The organism is Neisseria sp. RH3002v2g, assembly GCF_014596425.2.
Taxonomy (GTDB): Bacteria; Pseudomonadota; Gammaproteobacteria; order Burkholderiales; family Neisseriaceae; genus Neisseria.
In genome coordinates, this window is sequence record NZ_CP110721.1 from 1,615,412 (window position 1) to 1,635,222 (window position 19,811).

Sequence of the window (19,811 nt, forward strand, 5' to 3'; positions counted from 1 at the left end):
TAGCGAAACTCGCTACGCTCGTTTTCAGACGGCCCGAACTTTATGCAAAATCGCCCCAAAGCGTCTGCATGGCGGCGATGGCCGCAAGTGAGGCGGTTTCGGTACGCAACACCCGTTTGCCGAGCGTAACGGATTGAAAACCGGCATCAAACGCCTGTTGCTCTTCCTTCTCTGTCCAGCCGCCTTCCGGGCCGACCATAAACACGACTTTGCCGGATTGCGGCCGAACATCGCTCAGTTTTTGAGCGCGGTTCAAGCTCATTAACAGTTTGGCCGTTTCCTGCGGCAACTGCTGCAATGCCTGTGCATAAGTCGTCAGCGGCAAAACCTTCGGCACAATATTGCGGCCGCTTTGTTCACACGCCGAAACAACGATTTCCTGCCAACGCGCCACCCGCTTTTCAGCGCGCTCGCCGCTTAAGCGCACGACACAGCGTTCGCTGATGACCGGGCGAATTTCCGCCACGCCCAATTCCACGCTTTTTTGCAAAGTGAAATCCATGCGCTCGGCGGCGGATACCGCCTGCACCAAAGTAATGTTCAGTGGCGACTCGTTGTCCGTTGCCTCTTCACGCAAAATCCGCACGCTGGCGCGGCGTTTTTCCAAAACTTCGGGCAAAGCCGGATATGCCTTGCCATCGCCGTTGAACAACACGATTTCTTCCGTATTTTTCACGCGCAATACATTCAGATGGCGCACCACATTATCGGGCAATTCGACCACGCTGTCGGGGCTTAAGGCAAAATCAACATAAAATCGGGGCATGGTTTCCTGCTTTATTCATGTATATAATTTAAATTTAAAATTTCATGAATGAAGTAGAAACGCGGCAACATGCTCCTGCCTGCTTTCGATTTCATCCACTATAATTTGAAAACTTCCCGAATTTTAATCCACTGTCGCGCAAAACTGCAAAAAACAAGGATATGCCGTGCTATACCGTTTACAGAAAGTCGTCCGCCACATCGCCCAAACCGAAGTCATGCCGCGTTTTCTGAACACGCCGTCACGACGCAAGGAAGACGGTTCGGTTTTGAGTGAAGCAGATTTGGCCGCACAAACCGCTTTTGCCGCCGCCCTGCCCTTATTGGAAGATTGTCCGATGTTGGGCGAAGAGATGAGCGTTCAGGAGCAAACCCGTTTGTGGAACGAACATTCAGACGGCCTGTGGATTGTCGACCCCATCGACGGCACAAATAACTTCGTCAACGGTTTGCCGCATTTTGCCGTATCCGTCGCACTGGTTAAAAACGGGCGCACCGAGCTGGGTGTGATTTACAATCCGGTCAGCGGCGAATGTTTCTATGCCGAACACGGCAAAGGCGCATTTCTCAACGGTACGCCGCTGCCGCTGCGTTCGGTAGAAAAAAAACTCAGCGAATCCATTGCCGGCGTGGAAATCAAATACCTGCGCTCGGGCAAACTCGCCAGCCGCATGAACACCCTCGCCCCATTCGGCACGATACGCAGCATGGGCAGCAGCACGCTCGACTGGTGCTATCTTGCCAGCGGCCGCTACGATATTTACATCCACGGCGGACAAAAACTGTGGGACTACGCTGCCGGCGCATTGATTTTTGAAGAAGCCGGCGGCTGCCTGACCACTTTGGAAGGCGACGATTTTTGGAGCGGCGAGCACGTTTTCAAGCGTTCCGTCATTGCCGCTTTGCAACCCGAGCTGTTCAAACAATGGGTGAAATGGATTCGCGAAAATCAGTGAAAATACCGTTTATCTTCAAAATATCACGATTATCTTGCAATTTATTGAAATAATTTCACTTCTTAACAGCATTTAATACTAAAAACGGTAGAATACCAATTGCTGACACAACACCGCTCTTTCATCCCTTTTGGGCGGTGCAGCAAGTAAGACGTTTTCCCGCAATGTATTGGCCATTCATACTTCTCCCTTAGTATGAATGGTTTTTTTTATCTGCAAAAACAGCTCAGGCCGTCTGAATGTTCAGACGGCCTGTTTACATGACTATTTGAAAAACTGTCCGCAACACGCCTTAAACTTTTTGCCCGAACCGCACAAACAAGGCTGTTTCATCGTCGGCAAAGCAACGGTCGGATCAATAAAATACCAACGTCCGTCTATTTTCACGAACGCCGACAACTCATGATGGCACTCGGTTTGCCTGTTCTCTTCAAAATACGCCTCAAACTCGACCAAAGCATGCAGCTTACCAAACGGTACATGACGGATAACCTTCAATCCCAACCACTGCGTCTGCTGACTCCATGCCGCCAAATCCTGCTTGTCCAACAAATTCTGCTGCGCAGGGACGGTCGTGTCCACGATATAGTCGATTTCCTGCAAAACATACGCACTGTAACGCGAGCGCATCAACTCTTCCGCCGTCAAGGCCACCGCCTCACGCGCATGAAACGGTGCGCAACATTCCGCATAACCGCGCCCCGACTGACAAGGGCAAAGTGTAGCCGTCATTCCTAATTACCCAAATAAATCTATTTCAAAATTATAACGCAAACCCGACTCAGGCCGTCTGAAAACGAGCGTGGTAAATTTCACTAAAATAAGCGTAGAGAGTTTCGCCAAAATAAACGCAACAATCTGATATAATGCGCCTTTTCGATTTTGACTATCCATGATGACCATTCCCATCCAAAGCATCAGCCGCCTGTTGCCGCAAACCCAATGCCGTGAGTGCGGCTATGAAGGCTGCTTACCCTATGCGCGCGCCCTGTCTACAGGGGAAGCGCCGGTAAACCTGTGCGCGCCGGGTGGGGAAACCGTCATGAAAGACCTGGCCGACCTGTTGGGCAAGCCCTACCTCGCGCCGGCAAAAACACAAATCAAAGCCGTGGCCCTGATTGACGAATCCGCCTGCATCGGCTGTACCGCCTGCATCCGCGCCTGTCCTGTCGATGCCATTATGGGCGCGTCCAAACTGATGCACACCGTCATCAGTGACGAATGCACCGGCTGCGGCTTGTGCGTTACCCCCTGCCCCGTCGACTGCATCGACATGGTTCCCGTATCGCAGCCCTTCCTGCCGTCCGCACGCCGTTTCAGCACCTCTACCGAACCGCGCTTTGCCGCCGCCGAACACGCGCAAAGCCGTTTTGAACGCCATACCGCGCGCAAACAGCGCGACGATGCCGAACGCAAAGCCCTGCTGGCGCAACGCGAAGCCGCCGTCAAAGCCAAACAGGCCGCACAGGCACAAACCCAAACAGCCGCACCAAGCGCCGCATTCAACCCCATGGATTTGATTGCCAAAGCCATGGCCAAAGCGCAATCGCAGCAGGACAAACTCGTCTCCTCCGACAACCGCGAAGACTTCAAAGCGCGCCAAATCGAAGAAGCCAAAGAACGCGCCGAACTGCGCCGCGCCCAACGTGATGCTAAATACGGCAACGAAGCCGAAAAAGCCGCCGCCATCGAATTTCTGCGCCGCCACAAAGCCGAGCAGGAAGCGGCCAAAGAAGCGCGCTGATTTCCAAAACAACAAACCCATTCCGACCGCTTCAGGCCGTCTGAAAACATTGCACGAAAACCAATAACTTTATGACCACACAAGAATTTCCACACCAGCATACCGCCCATTGCGAAAGCGGTGTGATGTCCACCCTGCTCAAATACCATGGCCACAATTTAGACGAAGCCATGATTTTCGGCATTGCCCACGCGCTGACGTTTGTCTGGATGCCGCTGATCAAATTAAACGGCATGCCGCTGGTTTCCTACCGTACCGCGCCGCGCAGCATCATCAAAAACACCTGCAAAGCATTGGGGCTGAAATTATCCGTCCGCAAATTTTCCGACGCACAAAGCGGGCAAGCCGCATTGGATGCCGCGCTGTCTTCAGGCAAACTGGCGGGTTTGCAAACCTCCGTCTTCTGGCTGCCCTACTTCCCGCCGCAAATGCGCTTCCATTTCAACGCACACAATCTTTTGGTGTACGGCAAAGACGGCAACGACTACCTCATCAGCGACCCCGTATTTGAAACCGTACAACGCTGCGCCGCCGAAGATTTGCAGCGGGCGCGCTTCGCCAAAGGCGTATTGGCGGCAAAAGGCATGATGTACACCTTGGAAGACAACAGGCCGTCTGAACAAATCATGGCAGACTTGCCCGCCATTATCCGCAAAGCCATACGCAAAAACGCCAAACATATGCTCGCGCCGGTCTTTTTCATCGGCGTCAAAGGCATCCGCACGCTGGCCAAAAAAATCGAGTCCCTGCCTGCCAAACAAAACGACAAATACCAAAAACTGTTTCTCGGCCATTTGGTGCGGATGCAGGAAGAAATCGGTACCGGCGGCGCAGGTTTCCGCTATATCTACGCCTACTTCCTCGAACAAGCCGCCCATATCTGCAACGAACCTGCGTTTCAGACGGCCTCGGAACAAATGACCGCCATCGGCGACCAATGGCGCCAATTCGCAGCCATGTGCGTGAAGCAATGCAAAAAACCGTCCGAAAACGGCTGCCGCAACATCGCCGAATTTCTGCGCAAAATTGCGGATGATGAAGAAGCGTTGTGGCGAGGATTATTGAAATAATCAGGATTTATTCGATCCCGATTACTCTACCGTGAATTATTTTGACATTCAGGCCGTCTGAAAACTAAAAGAAATTAAAAATGCGTTACCTAGCTACTGTCTTATTCTTGTGTTCCGCCTTAACCCATGCCGCGCCGCTGGATGGCTTTGCCTTGGTGCATGATGCCGACGGACACACCAACTTGCGCAAAAGACCCGATTTGAATGCCAAAGTTTTGGCAAAAATCCCCAACGGCACACCGTTGGAATGTATAGAAGAACTCAGTGAAAGCAGATCGGACTTCTGTTTTGTTCAGCTACAACAGGCAAACGCCGATGATTTCGGCTTTATCCATTACAGCCGTCTGATATTTCCCGCCTCCGACAAAAACTTCGTCCGCCTGCGCGAACAATCCGGTCATGACGATACGCTGACTTTGTCCGGCAACGGTCAAAAGGTACACATCGTAGCCCGCCGTATTCACCCAAAACGCAGTGATTTCTCAGGTATCAGCAAAGACAAATACACCGTGCGTCTCTATCAAGGCAAGCCGTTCTATGGCATGGACTCTATGATTTCCAAAAGCGTGTTCGCGCTTGAACGCATCACGCTAAACGGTCAAGCAGTTCCCGCTGCCGAACTGCAAGGACTGTTCTCGCCTGATTTTGCTGCTACTGCACGCGGCAGCAATGTATATCAAGGCTGGGAAGCTTATTACCGCGGCAATGATAAGACGCTTTACCTGTTCGGCAGACAAGGTTCGGACGGCGATCCTTTCGGCGTCTGCTTTATATTTAAGGACGGCAAATTCCAGCGCCGTTATTTATGGGGTGCTGTGATTTAAATATCGCTCGAAAGGCCGTCTGAAACCATGATTCAAATCCAATCCCTCTCCCACCGTTATCCCAAAGCCGAAACCGCTGCGCTGGATAATGTGTCGTTCGACATTGCCGACGGCGAATGTTTGGGGCTGCTCGGCCACAACGGTGCGGGGAAAACGACGCTGATGTCGCTTTTGGCCGGCTTGCAGGAAGTACGGCAGGGCGAAATTTTGTTTGACGGCAAGCCGTTGCGCCTGTTGAGCCGCAGCGAGCGGCAGAAAATCGGTTTGGTGCCGCAGGATTTCGCGTTTTATCCGCAGCTTTCGGTGTGGGACAACCTGCTGTTTTTCGCCTCGCTTTACAAAGTGCGCGACAAAGGCCGTCTGAATGCGCTGTTGGAACAGACCGACCTGACCACCCACAAAAACAAGGCGGCAAAGCATCTTTCGGGCGGGCTTAAACGTCGTCTGAATTTTGCCATCGGCCTGATTAACACGCCGCAATTGGTGTTTCTTGACGAAATCACGGTCGGCATCGACCCGCAGTCGCGCCGCTTTATCCTCGACAGCGTGGCGGATTTGACGCGGCAGGGAGTAACGGTGGTTTACACCTCGCACTATCTGTCGGAAATCGAGCAGCTTTGCGGCAAAATTGCGCTGCTGCAACACGGTAAACTGGTGTACCACGGCGGTTTGGACGAGCTTTTAAGTACGCAAACCGGTGTCGTGCGCTTTACCGTCGAACCGCCGCTGCCACCTCAAACACTGGCCGCTTTGGGTGCAAAGCAAGTAGACAGCCGCGGTATGATGGAAACGGCGCACGATGCCGCCGCCGTTTACGCCGCCCTGCAACAAAGCGGCGCGCAAATCCGCTACTTCCAGCAGGGACACGGTTCGCTGGAAACGTTTTACCTTGATTTCCTGCGCAAAGACGAGCCAGCAACAGATAAGCAAAATCCACAATGACGATCTCTTCCCTCCTCAAAGAACTCAAACTGCTCTGCCGCGACCTGCACGGTTTGGCCGTGTTGTTTGTGATGCCCATCGCCTTCATGCTGATTATGTCGTTGGCGCTGAGCCGCGACCAAGATCCGCATACCGACAGCCGTATCGCGCTGGTCGGCGCAGCAGACGACAACGTCAATACCGCACTGGCCGCCGCACTGGAAAAAGAGCAGATTCATGTCACACTGATGCCGTCTGAAAAACTGACCGACGCGCAAAACGGCCTGCACGACAAGCGTTTCCAACTAGTACTGCACAACCCGAACCCCGTTTCCGACAAAATCACCGACAACAAAGCCTTGCAAATCTATGTACCGCCGGATACCGAGCCTTCATGGCTGGCAGCGGTCAAAGGCGTTTTGCAGCAGCACTACACCCAAACGCGGCTGGACGCTTATTTCGACAACAACGACGGCATCAAAATCGACAATAAAAAATTGCCCCGTTCCATCCGCAAAGACATCCAGAAAAAAGTCGATGAAAAAAACGACGAACAATTCGCCGCCGTGCGCAGCTTTTTAGATAAAAAAATGCTGGAAGAACACTATCTGAGCGCAGGCAGCGGCACGGTGGAAAAACCCAACGCCGTACAGCACAGCGTTCCCGCATGGCTGATTTTCGGTATGTTTTTCATCATGATACCGCTGTCGAACGTCATGGCGCTGGAACGCCAAACCAACACCATCACCCGCCTGCGTCTCGCCCGCGCCTCCGCGTCTGGCCTGATTGCTGCGAAACTTGTCCCCTATTTCCTGATTAACCAGCTTCAATTTGTCGGAATGCTGCTGCTCGGCCGCTACCTGCTGCCCGAAATCGGCGTACCCGCCCTCATACTCAACGGCAGCCTTGTTCCCTACGCGCTGCTGTCCGCCACCGTCAGCGCTGCCGCACTCGGCTATGCGCTGCTAATCAGCGTCTGCGCCAAATCCACCGAACACGCCGTCGTCCTCGGCGGCGGCGGCATCATCCTGATGGCGGCAATCGGCGGCATTATGGTGCCTGCACACGTCATGCCCGAAACCATGCAGCAACTCACTTGGATTTCCCCGATGGCATGGGGCTTAAAGGCTTTTCAGGAACTGCTGCTCAACCGCAGCGGCTTGGACGGGATCAGCCGTTATCTGCTTCTACTTTCAGCGTTCTCTTTTGCCACGCTGACTGCTGCCGTATTGGTTTATCGTAGGCAGTTGCAGACGCAGGTTAGGTTTTAAAAAACCTTGTCAAAACCATAAAAGCAAGGCTGTCTGAAATTATGTTTAAATTTCAGACAGCCTTTTTATTAAAGCTATAACAGTTTCAACTTGTCTCGATAACAAGAAAACCAATAGTGACTGTATTTTAACTCCATAGGGTAAAAATACAGTCACTATATGTATTAAAACAACTTCTGCATTTTTTGGCTAATCTTAAACCCATGTTTATCTTGATTAGAGCAAGTCACTTCAGAAGCAGATGCCGTACATTGCCAGCCATTGCCTTTAACTGTTTCTCCATTTTTCAAGATACGGGCTTTAGGATTAAAAGGAAAATCACTATGGCAAACCATATCTGCTTTACCAGTTTTACCTAAGAAGAATGTTCCACCCCATTCAAGTTCGCAATCGTTGGGACGCGGTAAAACAGGTTTGCCTTTAATTTCAGTCAGACATGATACACCCTGAGCCAAATCAGATACTTTCACATCACCGCCACAATAAATCTTACCGTTTCCTGCGCGAAAATCGATGTTATATAGCCCGCTATTTATCTCATTTTCAGTTCCTTCTGTAGGAGATGTTGCATAAGCTGTAACAGATAAAGTGAGCGATGCCAAAATAAATAATTTTTTCATATAAAGATTTCTATATAGTGAATAAAAGAAATTAAAAACGTTTCAATGCTTTCAAATGCGCTTGTGATTGTTCAATTCTACATTTAAGAATATACCAATCGGCCGCGGATTTCAGGTCTGTGTCATTTGTCGGGTCAGAGCAAAGTTGATCTTTATACTCCTCCCAAGTTTTATGTATCTTAGTAAAATAAGAAGCTGGCAAAGCGTGTAAAGCTATATCTTCGTTCTTTACCCGTTGGTATAGTAGTTTGTATTCTTCATCAATTTCTTTTTCCAAACGCATATCTAAAATATCTAAGCAATCGTAGTCGACCTCTTCAATATTTTCTAACATACTTTTAGGGCAAACATCTTTATTATGGGTAACATTTCCTTGGGCATAACAAAAGGTCATACCCATGAGAATCGTAGAGAAAAATAATACTTTTTTCATTTCCTTAAATACTCCTTAAATTTATAGATAGTCATGTTAGCAATATTATATTTAACAAGTTAAGATGTGGTCATTCATATTATATATCTAAAACCTTTGCAAAATACTAAAATCCAAACGTAAAAAAACCTGCTTTTTTCAAAGCAGGTTTTTTATATTTGGTGGGTCGTGAGCGATTCGAACGCTCGACCAACGGATTAAAAGTCCGCTGCTCTACCGACTGAGCTAACGACCCGATAAGCTGTGCATTATAGAGATGGGGCGCACAGCTGTCAACACCTTTTTTAAACTTTTTTATTCGACAACGATTTTCGGGAAGCGGCTGCTGAAGTCTTTGCCTTTATCGGCAATGGCCAGTGCAATTTGGAAGGCGGCTTCGGTGTAGATATCGGCGATGGTTTGGTTGTTTTCAAACAAGGCTGAAGATGTGCCGCTGTCCATGGCTTCGCGTACAGGCAGGCTCAATGGAAGTTGGCCGAGCAACGGTACATTCAAACGCTCTGCCAAGTTTTTGCCGCCTTCTGCGCCGAAGATTGCTTCGGCATGGCCGCAGTTGGTGCAAATATGGACAGACATGTTTTCTAAAACGCCCAAAATCGGGATATTGACTTTGTTGAACATATCCACGGCTTTGCGTGCATCAATCAGGGCGATGTCTTGTGGCGTGGTGACGACAACGGAGCCGGTCACGGGGATTTTTTGCGACAGGGTCAATTGGATATCGCCGGTACCGGGCGGCAGGTCGATGAAGAGATAATCGACATTGTCCCACTCGCTTTGGAACATAAGCTGTTGCAAGGCTTGGCTGACCATCGGGCCGCGCCAAACGACGGCTTGGTCGGTATCGACCAGGAAACCGATGGACATCACTTGAATGCCGCTTTCGGCTTCAACGGGAATGAGTTTTTTGTTTTGTTGGTCGGGTTTGCGGTCTTGTACGCCGAGCATGGTGGGCTGGCTTGGGCCGTACAGGTCGGCATCGAGTACGCCGACGCGCGCGCCCATTCTGGCCATTGCGGTGGCAAGGTTGGCTGTGGTCGTTGATTTGCCGACGCCGCCTTTGCCCGATGCAACGGCGATGATATTTTTCACGCCTTTGATGGTTGCTACGCCGGGTTGAACTTTATGCGTACCGATTTCGGTATCGATACTCAAGTGAATGTGGGTATCGCCGGTATGCAAAATGACGGCTTCTTGAACGGCGTTGGCAATGTCTGCGGCAATATGGGCAACTGGGAACGCGAATTTCAGGCCGATATGCAGGCCGTCTGAATGCTCTTCCAGAAGCGAAACGGCTTTTTCGCTGCCCAAAGTGCGTATTGTGGTGGGAATCAACACGGCATCGAGTGCGGTTCGGATGGCTGGAATATTCATAATCTGCCTCTTGAATGTGGGAAATTGTTTGATGTGCGCGATTTGCCTGCCTGACAAATCTGCTGAATTATACCCTTGAACGCCATGCAAGGGATACGCCCGAAAAACTTCAGGCTGCCTGAATCATCGGGCAGCCTGAAAAAAGGGTCAACTGAAACGCGGCCTTATTCGCTCAAGAGCGCAATGTCGGCAACTGCGTTCATTTGTTCTGCCAAGCGATTCAGCAGGTTCAAACGGTTTTGCTTCACGGCGGCATCTTCGGCCATTACCATCACGCCGTCGAAGAATGCGTCGACTTGCGGCTTGACGGAAGCCAGCTCGGACAAAGCAGTTTGGAAATTGCCTTCGGCAACGGCGGCAGAGATTTTCGGCTGCAAACCTTGTGCGGCGGCGTACAGGGCTTTTTCTTCGTCTTGTTGCAACAGGCTTTCGTTAACCGCGCCCAACTCGGCATCGGCTTTTTTCAGCAGGTTTTGCACGCGTTTGTTGGCTGCGGCCAATGCGGCGGCTTCGGGCAGCTGTTTGAACGCGGCAACGGCCTGCAGTTTGGCCACTACGTCGTCCAGACGGCGCGGCTGTTTCGCCAATACTGCGGCAACGATGTCTTGCGGATAATCGTTTTGCAGCAACACAGCCAAACGCGCCTGCATGAAGTCGGCGGTTTCAGACGGCGTTTTCTCGTTGAGCAAACCTTGAGGGAAGCTGTTGAAGGCCGTCTGAATCAGTTCGTTTACGTCCAAACCGTACTGCATCAGCATACGCAAAATACCCAAGGCGGAGCGGCGCAGGGCGTATGGGTCTTTGTCGCCGGTCGGAATCAGACCGATGCCCCAAATGCCGACCAAGGTTTCCAGTTTGTCGGCCAAAGCAACGGCAGTTGCCACTTTGCCCTCTGGCAGGTTGTCGCCGGCAAAACGCGGTTGGTAGTGCTGCTCGATGGCTTCGGCGATTTCTTCTGTTTCGCCATCCAAGCGGGCATAGTATTTGCCCATGGTGCCTTGCAATTCAGGGAACTCGCCGACCATTTCGGTCACCAAGTCGGCTTTGGCCAAACGTGCGGCGCGCTCGGCTGCGGCGGCATCCGCACCCAATGCTTTGGCAATGTGGGCGGCAATGCTTTGCAGACGCTCGATGCGTTCGGCCTGAGAACCGATTTTGTTGTGGTAAACCACGCTGGACAATTTCGGCAGGCGGCTTTCCAAAGTCGCTTTTTGGTCTTGTTTGTAGAAGAACTCGGCATCAGACAGGCGCGCGCGCAAAACGCGTTCGTTGCCTTGGATGATGTGTGACGGATCTTCGGTTTGCAGGTTGGACACCAGCAGGAAGCGGTTCATCAGCTTGCCGTTTTGGTCGAGCAGCGGGAAGTATTTTTGGTTTTGCTGCATGGTCAGAATCAAGCATTCTTGCGGTACGGCGAGGAAGTGTTCTTCAAAACCGGCTTCCAATACCACAGGCCATTCGACCAATGCGGTCACTTCGTCCAACAATGCTTCATCGGCGGCAACGGTCGCATTCAGACGGCCTGCCTGTTCGTTCAAGGCCGCCTGAATGGCGGCTTTGCGTTCGGCAAACGATGCTTCTACTTTGCCTTGCTCGCGCATTTGTGCGGCGTAGCTGTCGGCATTTTCGATGGCGATTTCGCCGTTGGAGAGGAAGCGGTGACCCAATGTTTTGTTGCCGCTTTGCAGACCCAAAACGCTGACGTTGACGATGTCGCCGCCGTGCAGCACGATCAGGCTGTGTACAGGACGCACGAAGGTGAATGTGCTGCTGCCCCAACGCATGACTTTAGGAATCGGCAGTTTTTTCACTGCGGCATTGATGATGTCTTCCAAAAGTTCGCCCAGCGGTTTGCCGGTTTGGACGTATTCGTAGGCGTACACGTCTTGCTTGCCGTCGTTGATGATGGTCAAGTCTTCGATTTTCGCACCCGCACCGCGCGCAAAACCTTCCAAAGCCTTGGTCGGCGCACCGTCTTTCATGGCATTGGCCACGGCCGGGCCTTTTTTCACGATTTTTTGGTCGGCTTGTACGGCCTTCACGTTTTTGACTTGGACGGCCAAACGGCGCGGAGAAGCGTAGGCAGTGTATTCGGCTGTGCCGTCAATTAGTTGCGCTTTTTCCAAGCCTTCGGCAACGGAAGCGGCAAAATGGTTGCCCAAATTATTGAGGGCCTTTGGCGGGAGTTCTTCAGTGAGAAGTTCGATTAAGAGGGTTTGGGTTGTCATGTGCTTATCGTTAAATAGGAAATTGGTTTGGCGTCTGAAAACGGCATCATGCGGTTTTCAGACGCAAGGTTGATTGAATTGACGGCGATTTTATCATTTTCAGACGGCCTGTGGCTGTCTTTCACAAACAATTTGCCCGATTTTCAAGCAACTTCGTCCGCAAAGGCTTCAATTCGCAGCGCGGATATACGGCAAACCGCTGGTTTCGTCGCTTTCGGGAATGTCGCTTTCGGGAATGTCGCTTCCGGCAAACAGCGCGCCGGCCAAACGCACGGCCGCGCCGGTCACGGCCGGAGAAATCATAAAGCCGTGGCGGAACAGGCCGTTGACTTCAATCAGGCGGCGTTCGCAGTTGAAGCGGATTTCAGGATTGTGGTGGTTTAACGTCGGACGCAGGCCGGTGGCCAGTTCCAAAAGGTTTGCCTCGCCAAATGCCGGATGCACGGCGTACAGCGCAGACAAAAGTTCCAAGCCGGAACGCACGCTGGCCGGAGCTTGGCTTTCGCTTTCGATTTGGGTCGCACCAATCACAAAAATATGGTTTTCCTTCGGCGCGATATACAAAGGATAGCGCGGATGCAGCAGGCGCACTGGGCGGGACAGCTCGACTTCGGGTGCGTAAACGCGCGCCACTTCACCGCGTATGCCGCGCAATTGGCTTTCAGACGGCCTGTTCCACGCTGCTTTTGCACCATAACCGCGGCAGTCGATGACCCAATCGTATTGCGCCGCCAAATCTTCGACTTCGCGTTCGCACGACCAATGGCAAGGCACATTCATCGACGCCAAAGCATCGGCCAGCGCATTCAATACCTGCCGTCCGTCCAACTGTCCTTCCGCCGGCAGATACAGGCCGTCTGAAAACCGTCCTGCCAGTTGCGGCTCGTTGGCCGCGATTTCGTCCGCGTTCCAACGTATGGTTTCGTGTTCCGGCACGCCGCCGCGCTTCAAATGACGGGCAAACTCGGCAGAAAGCGGCTTGTCCTGCGTATGCCAAACAATCAGGCTGCCTTTTTCCTGCATCATCACCGGCGTGTTCAGACGGCCTAAAATACCGCGCCACAGCGCGAAACTCTGCCGGCCTAAACGGATGACTTCAGGCGTTGCCTCCACCGCCTCAGAAGAAGGCGCCAGCATGGCGGCGGCAACATAGGCTGCGGCTTGTGCGCCGTTACGTTCGCCTTTCTCAAACAACTCTACTGCCACGCCCTGCTCCGCCAATTGGAACGCAATAAGGCGACCGGAAAGGCCGCCGCCGAGTACAGCAATCTTAGACATTAGTTTCTCCTTGTTTTTAATATGAAAATGAACTGCACATTTTAGAACTTGTTTTGCTTTATCACAATATCGACACAAAATGAGAACAGTTTTTGCATATCATGACTGCCCAGGCCAAGCCGATAACTTATAAACAAACAGACGGAATCCCTCCCTCTGCAAGCAGTTCCCCATCGCCTCAGGCTGCCAATCAGCTTTGATAAAAATATCTTCTTTACATAAAACCGAATATAATGGCATTTCTTGACACATTCATTCACTCGGCATCACTGCATTTATTAAATTGTTTTGATGCATATATTTGATTTTATAAGGAATAAAAATGAAAAGCTTGGGCAGTACTTTATTTATCCTCGGCGTATTGGCATTCGGTTTGAATTATATGAACGCCGTCCCCAAAGTCTTGGCCTGGATTTACGAATGGGGCGAAGATACCGCCATGTGGATTAAAGCAGGCATTACAGGCGGCGGCGCTTTACTGTGGTTGGCAGGCAATTTCCTTGAAAAACCTGCAGAGGCAGAAGCAGAACCGGAAGAGGAAGAAGAATAAATACCATAAAAGGCCGTCTGAAAAGTTTCAGACGGCCTTTTTTATATCTTTGCAAAACAGTACTTTTATATCCGAAAATATGCCTTTTAAAGCGCGTTTGCTGTGGCGGTAAATTGTGTTGCCGTGCAGGCTTTGACGCTGAATACGTCCGCCTGCTTATCCGAACTTCACTTCTGCCCCGAATACTTCCTGCCACAGTTTTCGCACATTGCCGTAGTGGGTCAGCAATTCGTCCGTTACTTCGTTTTTTTTGGCATCGCGCAGTTTGGTGTTGTGTTGCTGCTGGCGGTAGAAGCGGTAGGCGGTGCGGCTTTGTTCGGCGAGGGTTTTGTCGATGAGGCCGCAGTCGGCGGCGATGTTCAAGAGAGCAATGTTACCGTAGTTGTCGAGGAGTTGCGGATATTGGCGGGCATGGGCAAGTATCAGATATTGGACGATAAATTCGACGTCGACCACGCCGCCGCGCGCGTATTTGACATTGCTGTCAACCGGCGGATGGGTGGGGAACATTTTTTCACGCATTTCGATGATTTCGCTTGCTAAAACGGTTGGGTCGCGTTCGGCGGTCAGCATTTCGGTGCGGATGCGGTCGAAGGCCGTCTGAATTTCGGGTGTGCCGCAAATAAAACGGGCGCGGGTGAGGGACTGGTGTTCCCACGTCCAGGCGTTTTCGCGCTGGTATTTTTCGAAGGCGGCGATGCTGTGGGCGAGGAAGCCGGCGTCGCCGTTGGGGCGCAGGCGCAGGTCGGTTTCGTAGAGGCTGCCTGCGCCGGTGGCGGCGGAAAGCCAGTTGGTCAGGCGGCGGGCAAGGCGACTGTACACGTCGCCTGCGTCGGGATGGGGATCGTCGTAGAGGTAGACGAGGTCGAGGTCGGAGGAATAGCTGAGCTCTTTACCGCCCAGTTTGCCGTAGCCGATGATGGCAAATTGCGGCGTGTCGCGGTGTTTTTTGGGCATATCCGCCCACGCGCACGACATGGCGGTGGCGAGGATGGTGTCAGCGAGGGCGGAGAGTTGGTCGGAAAGGGATTCTACCGTCCACAGTCCGGCGAGGTCTTGGACGGCGAGGCGGAAGACTTGGGCGTGTTGGAAGCGGCGCAGGGTGTCCATTTGCGCTTCGGTGTCGCCGCCGCAGGCTTTGAGGTCGTCTGAAAGGGCGGCAGCGAGGGCTTGCCAGTCGAACGCGGTATCCAAAAGCTGCGCGCTAATGAGTTCGTCCAGCAGAATCGGATATTTGCTCAGATACGCCGCCACCCATGAGCTTTGGCTCATGATTTGTGCCAGATGCGCCAGGGTTTGCGGATGTTCGTTGAGGAAGGCGAGATAGGCGGAACGGCGGCTGATGTTTTCGAGGAAGTCAAACAGCCGCATCAGCGTATCGGTCGGGTTGGGTTGCTCTGCCGCCGCCTGTACGAACAGCGGCACGATGGCGTCAAAACGCGGCTGGGCGTGTGCGGAGAGATGGCGGTATTTATGGCCGTGCCGGATTTGGTCGAGCCTTGCGGCGACAGTTTCGGCATCAAACCCGTGTTCTTTCAGACGGCCTAGCCGCTCTTCTTCGTCGGGTTTTTCCTGCCATGCCCACTGCCATTCGCTGTTGCTTTGCGTTTGTTCTTCGGGTTCGCTCAAGATTTCGTTGAACAACTGATTGACTTTGTTCCGATGAATGTTGAGGCCGTCTGAAAAGGCGGCGTAGCTGTCGAAACCCATGCTTTCGGCGAGCAGTTGTTGCTGTTCAGGCGAGGTGGGCAGGGTTTGGGTTTGTTGGTCGTCCCAGTATTGCAGGCGGTGTTCGACGTCGCGCAGGAATCGGTAGGCAGCCAGCAGGGTTTCGACGTTTTCAGACGGCATGATGCCCAGTTCGGCAAGTTTCTTCAGCGTTTCCTGCGTGCCTTTCAGTTGCAGCGCGCGCATTTGCCCGCCGCGTATCATCTGGAAAATCTGGGCGATAAATTCGACTTCGCGGATGCCGCCTGCGCCGAGTTTGATGTTGTCCGCCATGCTTTTTTTGCTGACTTCGCTGCGGATTTGGCGGTGCAGGTTGCGCATCGCTTCATACGCGCTGTAATCCAGATATTTGCGGAACACGAAAGGGCGCACCAGCGATTTGATGTCGTTCGGATACGGCGTAACCACGCGGCCTTTGCACCACGCGTAGCGTTCCCATTCGCGCCCCTGCGTAATCAGATATTGCTCCAGCGCGGTTTCACTCAATACCAACGCGCCCGAATCGCCGTCCGGCCGCAGCCGCATATCGACGCGGAACACCTGCCCGTCGGCGGTAATGTCGTTCAACAATGCAATCAGTTTCTGCCCGACTTTGGTGAAAAATTCCTGATTGCCCCGTTCGCGCCTGCCGTCGGTGTCGCCCGATTCGGGATAGACGAAAATCAAATCGATGTCGGAAGACACGTTCAACTCATAGCCTCCCGCCTTGCCCATCGCTACCACGCTCAAATGCTGCGGCGATTTGGTATAACGCCCGATCGGCGTACCGTACATATCCTGATAATAGGCGTAGGAAAAGTCCAACGCGGTATTGACGGCAAAATCGGCAAACAGCGTAATCGTGCGGGTTACTTCGTTCAAATCGCTGATGCGGTTGATATCGCGCACGATAATCTGCGACACCACATAACGGCGCAACTCGCGAAACTGCCGCGCCAATTCTTCCTCGTTTTCTTCCGCGCGAATTTTGTCCCAATCGGCAAAGGCTTGGAAATCCGCTTCGGTCAACACCTTGTCCAGCATGGGCAGGAAGATTTCGGGCTTGAGTTTGCCTGAATCAAGATTACGGGCGAGAAAAAGGGAATAACGGCGGGCGGTGTCGAGGCGGTTCATAATCTTTGCCTGAATAAACAGAAAAGACCATCATAGCAAGGTTTCAGGCCGTCTGAAACCCACGCTTTCCCCTATCCGTGCAATCGGCTAAAATACCAACTTTGCAACCCATCATAAGGAAACCGCCATGACCCGTATGGTTCACTGCGTCAAACTCGGCAAAGAAGCCGAAGGCATGAAATTTCCGCCGCTGCCCAACGAGCTGGGCAAACGCATCTTCGAAAACGTTTCCCAAGAAGCATGGATGGCATGGACCCGCCACCAAACCATGCTCATCAACGAAAACCGCTTAAGCCTTGCCGATCCACGTGCGCGCGAATACCTCGCCCAGCAGATGGAACAATACTTCTTCGGCGACGGCGCAGATGCCGTACAAGGCTACGTTCCGCAAGAGCCTAAATAAACATTAAACGCCGAGGCCGTCTGAAACCCGATTTTCAGACGGCCTTTAAAATTCCCGATTACCCCGCATATTAGACAAATAGAACAGATAAATCATACAAACCCATGATTTTCTGTTAAAATCCAAATTTCATTCATTTCAATCCACACTGGAGCAAACGCCATGCAAAACGACGTTTACGACTATACCTCGCAAGGCTCGGTTGCCAAAAATACCGTCCTGCAAAAAACCTACCGCCTGCTCGGCCTGTCTTTCATTCCTGCCATTGCCGGCGCGTTCTTTTCCGCCAAAACAGGCTTTAACATTTTCGCCATGTTCGGTTCATACTATGTTGCCCTGGCCGCCTTCTTCGGCTTCTTCTACGGCATGACCTTCCTGATCGAAAAAAACCGTTACAGCAACGTCGGCGTAGCCCTGTTGATGATCTTCACTTTCGGCATGGGCCTTGCCATCAGCCCTATGTTGCAATACACCCTGTCTATTAATAACGGCGCACAAATCGTCGGTACGGCCGCCGCCATGACCGCCGGCGTATTCTTCACCATGTCCGCCATGGCACGCCGCACCACAATGAACATGAACAAACTCGGCAGCTTCCTCGGTGCCGGCGCCATCGTGCTCATGATTGCCGTTGTGGCCAACATCTTCCTCAACATCCCTGCCCTGAGCCTGACTATCGCGGCCGGCTTCGTTGTCTTCAGTTCCCTGATGATTATGTGGCAGGTGCGTACCGTCATCGACGGCGGCGAAGACAGCCACATCAGCGCAGCGCTGACCATCTTCATCTCCATCTACAATATTTTCAGCAGCCTCTTGAGAATCCTCATCTCTCTCAGCGGTGACGACTGATCAAGCCGCAAAGGCCGTCTGAAATTCAGACGGCCTTTTTGATTTTTGACATCACCGGCAAACTCCCCTATCCTGAACGCACACAAACCCCATTCCCAACCCAAAATGACCACGACCACTCCGCGCCGTGCCGTGTACGCAGGCAGCTTCGACCCACCCACCCTCGGCCACCTGTGGATGATACAGGAAGCCCAATCCCTCTTTGACGAACTCATCGTCGCCATCGGCACCAATCCCGAAAAGCGCAGTACCTACAGCATAGAAGAACGCCGCGCCATGCTCGATGCCATTACCCACTCCTTCCACAACGTCCGCATCAGCGTGTTTGAAAACCGCTTTTTGGTCGATTACGCCCGCGAGGCCAAGGCCAATTTCATCGTCCGCGGCATCCGTTCCGCCGCCGACTACGAATACGAACGCTCGATGCGCTACATCAACAGCGACATCGCCCCCGAAATCTCCACCGTTTTCCTGATGCCGCCGCGCGAAATAGCCGAAGTGTCCTCCACCATGGTCAAAGGCCTGGTCGGCCCCCAAGGCTGGCGCGACATGATAGGCCGCTACCTCCCCGACCCTGTCTATCAAAAAATCCTCCAAGACCACGAAACAAACACATAAAACAAAGGCCGTCCGAACATTTCAGACGGCCTTTCCATTTTCATTGATTATTGACGGGCAGACATCACCGCCTGCAGGTTTTGTTTTAACGTTTCCATATCCAACCAACCGGCGTTAATAAACAACATCAAAATCACCGTACCCACGCACAACATGCCGATACCATACAACACATAACCCACTAAAACACGGCCTACCGTCGCATTCCCCATCCACATCAAACCGCGCACCTGCACCACAAAAACCCAAGCCTGCCACAACAGCGCAAACGCAGCCAACGCCGGCACATACATCACCAGCAACAGCGGCAGCAGCAACGCCTCAGACACCAAAATAAAGCCCCACAAAGGCAGCCGGGGCGCACCATAATAATGCAGCACCTTGCGCATCGAGCGGCTCAACACCAACCATTTCACAATCACCAAAATCACCGACAGGCACACCGCCGCCGCGCCACTGCCAAACAAAGGCGACATGCTGGCCGCGTTTACCACACCCAACAGCAGCAACACCGCCGCCATCACCAAAGGCGAATACAAATACGTCTCCGGCGAACGATAGCGCAAACGCAAAACATCCCACATATCACGAACAAACACATACAGCATGGCATAAATCCAAAGCAAAAAAGCCGATTGTATCTTAGGCCGTCTGAAAATCAAACCGGCAAACCTAAAAACCGCCAATTAAAACGAAAAATAATTCAATACAAAACAAAATCTTAATTTGCCGCCTCAAAAATAAAGCCTGCAAACGCTTGCACAAGGCAACGAAATTTGGTTTAATTCACATCTCGCAACGAAACACGCGAAGGCCAGATAGCTCAGTTGGTAGAGCAACGGATTGAAAATCCGTGTGTCGGCGGTTCGATTCCGCCTCTGGCCACCACCAACCGCATTGAAGCGGTTATTTTTTTATCTATACGATTTGCACGCCATACTTAGCGCAAATCCTGCTCCAGACCATGCGTCCCGATTTCCACACAAGGCCGTCTGAAAAATTTCAGACGGCCGTTGTTCATGTTGGCATGGCATAAAAATCCGCTTTACCGCCCCATTCCGACAGA

General features: G+C 52.2%; 19 protein-coding genes and 2 tRNA genes. 11 read left to right on the plus strand and 10 right to left on the minus strand.

What is annotated here, in order from left to right; genetic code table 11:
* Nucleotides 1-40: 40 nt before the first annotated feature.
* Complete coding sequence (locus BBP27_RS07595) at nucleotides 41-766, minus strand: 16S rRNA (uracil(1498)-N(3))-methyltransferase (RefSeq protein WP_188212097.1); 726 nt, start codon at nucleotides 764-766, stop codon at nucleotides 41-43.
* Between the two features lie 166 nt (nucleotides 767-932).
* Between BBP27_RS07595 and BBP27_RS07600 the strand changes: the two genes are divergently transcribed.
* The gene (locus BBP27_RS07600; RefSeq protein ID WP_003748211.1) at nucleotides 933-1,721 is read left to right on the plus strand and encodes an inositol monophosphatase family protein; all 789 of its coding nucleotides are present in this window, start codon (nucleotides 933-935) and stop codon (nucleotides 1,719-1,721) included.
* A gap of 264 nt (nucleotides 1,722-1,985) precedes the next feature.
* Here BBP27_RS07600 and BBP27_RS07605 read toward each other — a convergent pair whose 3' ends face one another.
* On the minus strand, nucleotides 1,986-2,453 hold the full coding sequence (locus BBP27_RS07605) for a YchJ family protein (RefSeq protein WP_188212098.1): 468 nt from the start codon (nucleotides 2,451-2,453) through the stop codon (nucleotides 1,986-1,988).
* Nucleotides 2,454-2,616: 163 nt separating this feature from the next.
* Between BBP27_RS07605 and BBP27_RS07610 the strand changes: the two genes are divergently transcribed.
* From BBP27_RS07610 to BBP27_RS07630, 5 genes are all read left to right on the plus strand, one after another.
* Nucleotides 2,617-3,465: an RnfABCDGE type electron transport complex subunit B gene (locus tag BBP27_RS07610; RefSeq protein WP_188212122.1), complete on the plus strand. Its 849-nt coding sequence runs from the start codon at nucleotides 2,617-2,619 to the stop codon at nucleotides 3,463-3,465.
* Between the two features lie 71 nt (nucleotides 3,466-3,536).
* Nucleotides 3,537-4,535, plus strand: coding sequence for a BtrH-related acyltransferase DarH (gene darH / locus BBP27_RS07615; RefSeq protein ID WP_049348551.1), 999 nt, complete (start codon nucleotides 3,537-3,539; stop codon nucleotides 4,533-4,535).
* Nucleotides 4,536-4,615: 80 nt separating this feature from the next.
* Nucleotides 4,616-5,359 (plus strand): SH3 domain-containing protein, encoded by a 744-nt coding sequence (locus BBP27_RS07620; RefSeq protein WP_188212099.1) that lies wholly within the window; start codon nucleotides 4,616-4,618, stop codon nucleotides 5,357-5,359.
* Nucleotides 5,360-5,386: 27 nt separating this feature from the next.
* Entirely contained in the window at nucleotides 5,387-6,301 is a 915-nt protein-coding gene (locus tag BBP27_RS07625; RefSeq protein WP_108699862.1) for an ABC transporter ATP-binding protein, read from the plus strand.
* Nucleotides 6,298-7,551: an ABC transporter permease gene (locus BBP27_RS07630; protein ID WP_188212100.1), complete on the plus strand. Its 1,254-nt coding sequence runs from the start codon at nucleotides 6,298-6,300 to the stop codon at nucleotides 7,549-7,551. Before BBP27_RS07625 ends, BBP27_RS07630 begins: the two co-directional genes overlap by 4 nt.
* Before the next feature lie 164 nt (nucleotides 7,552-7,715).
* Here the strand turns inward: BBP27_RS07630 and BBP27_RS07635 are convergent, their stop codons facing one another.
* The 6 genes from BBP27_RS07635 to BBP27_RS07660 all read right to left on the minus strand — a co-directional run bounded on the left by BBP27_RS07635 (nucleotide 7,716) and on the right by BBP27_RS07660 (nucleotide 13,484).
* On the minus strand, nucleotides 7,716-8,171 hold the full coding sequence (locus tag BBP27_RS07635; protein WP_188212101.1) for a DUF6636 domain-containing protein: 456 nt from the start codon (nucleotides 8,169-8,171) through the stop codon (nucleotides 7,716-7,718).
* A gap of 31 nt (nucleotides 8,172-8,202) precedes the next feature.
* Nucleotides 8,203-8,604, minus strand: coding sequence for a hypothetical protein (locus BBP27_RS07640; protein ID WP_188212102.1), 402 nt, complete (start codon nucleotides 8,602-8,604; stop codon nucleotides 8,203-8,205).
* Nucleotides 8,605-8,763: 159 nt separating this feature from the next.
* Nucleotides 8,764-8,839, minus strand: a tRNA-Lys gene (locus BBP27_RS07645).
* Nucleotides 8,840-8,898: 59 nt separating this feature from the next.
* Nucleotides 8,899-9,978: an iron-sulfur cluster carrier protein ApbC gene (gene apbC, locus BBP27_RS07650; protein WP_188212103.1), complete on the minus strand. Its 1,080-nt coding sequence runs from the start codon at nucleotides 9,976-9,978 to the stop codon at nucleotides 8,899-8,901.
* A gap of 164 nt (nucleotides 9,979-10,142) precedes the next feature.
* The gene (gene glyS / locus BBP27_RS07655; protein ID WP_188208829.1) at nucleotides 10,143-12,206 is read right to left on the minus strand and encodes a glycine--tRNA ligase subunit beta; all 2,064 of its coding nucleotides are present in this window, start codon (nucleotides 12,204-12,206) and stop codon (nucleotides 10,143-10,145) included.
* 168 nt (nucleotides 12,207-12,374) lie between these two features.
* Complete coding sequence (locus BBP27_RS07660; RefSeq protein ID WP_188208830.1) at nucleotides 12,375-13,484, minus strand: FAD-dependent oxidoreductase; 1,110 nt, start codon at nucleotides 13,482-13,484, stop codon at nucleotides 12,375-12,377.
* A 322-nt stretch (nucleotides 13,485-13,806) separates the two neighbouring features.
* On the opposite strand from BBP27_RS07660, the gene BBP27_RS07665 reads away from it, so the two are divergent.
* Nucleotides 13,807-14,034: a hypothetical protein gene (locus BBP27_RS07665; protein WP_003748187.1), complete on the plus strand. Its 228-nt coding sequence runs from the start codon at nucleotides 13,807-13,809 to the stop codon at nucleotides 14,032-14,034.
* 156 nt (nucleotides 14,035-14,190) lie between these two features.
* Here the strand turns inward: BBP27_RS07665 and glnE are convergent, their stop codons facing one another.
* A complete protein-coding gene (gene glnE / locus BBP27_RS07670; protein ID WP_188212104.1) occupies nucleotides 14,191-16,875 on the minus strand; it encodes a bifunctional [glutamate--ammonia ligase]-adenylyl-L-tyrosine phosphorylase/[glutamate--ammonia-ligase] adenylyltransferase in 2,685 nt (894 codons plus the stop codon).
* A 127-nt stretch (nucleotides 16,876-17,002) separates the two neighbouring features.
* On the opposite strand from glnE, the gene BBP27_RS07675 reads away from it, so the two are divergent.
* The 3 genes from BBP27_RS07675 (at nucleotide 17,003) to coaD (ending at nucleotide 18,745) form a co-directional block, all read left to right on the plus strand.
* Complete coding sequence (locus BBP27_RS07675; RefSeq protein ID WP_003682648.1) at nucleotides 17,003-17,278, plus strand: oxidative damage protection protein; 276 nt, start codon at nucleotides 17,003-17,005, stop codon at nucleotides 17,276-17,278.
* Between the two features lie 162 nt (nucleotides 17,279-17,440).
* Nucleotides 17,441-18,127: a Bax inhibitor-1 family protein gene (locus BBP27_RS07680; protein ID WP_188212105.1), complete on the plus strand. Its 687-nt coding sequence runs from the start codon at nucleotides 17,441-17,443 to the stop codon at nucleotides 18,125-18,127.
* A gap of 105 nt (nucleotides 18,128-18,232) precedes the next feature.
* Nucleotides 18,233-18,745 carry a pantetheine-phosphate adenylyltransferase gene (coaD, locus tag BBP27_RS07685; RefSeq protein ID WP_188212123.1) on the plus strand — a complete coding sequence of 171 codons (513 nt, stop codon included), beginning with the start codon at nucleotides 18,233-18,235 and terminating at the stop codon, nucleotides 18,743-18,745.
* A 47-nt stretch (nucleotides 18,746-18,792) separates the two neighbouring features.
* On the opposite strand, the gene BBP27_RS07690 is transcribed toward coaD, so the two are convergent.
* Nucleotides 18,793-19,353 carry a hypothetical protein gene (locus tag BBP27_RS07690; RefSeq protein ID WP_188212106.1) on the minus strand — a complete coding sequence of 187 codons (561 nt, stop codon included), beginning with the start codon at nucleotides 19,351-19,353 and terminating at the stop codon, nucleotides 18,793-18,795.
* Between the two features lie 204 nt (nucleotides 19,354-19,557).
* Here BBP27_RS07690 and BBP27_RS07695 point away from each other — a divergent pair.
* Nucleotides 19,558-19,633 (plus strand) — tRNA-Phe (locus BBP27_RS07695).
* The last annotated feature ends 178 nt before the right edge of the window (nucleotides 19,634-19,811 follow it).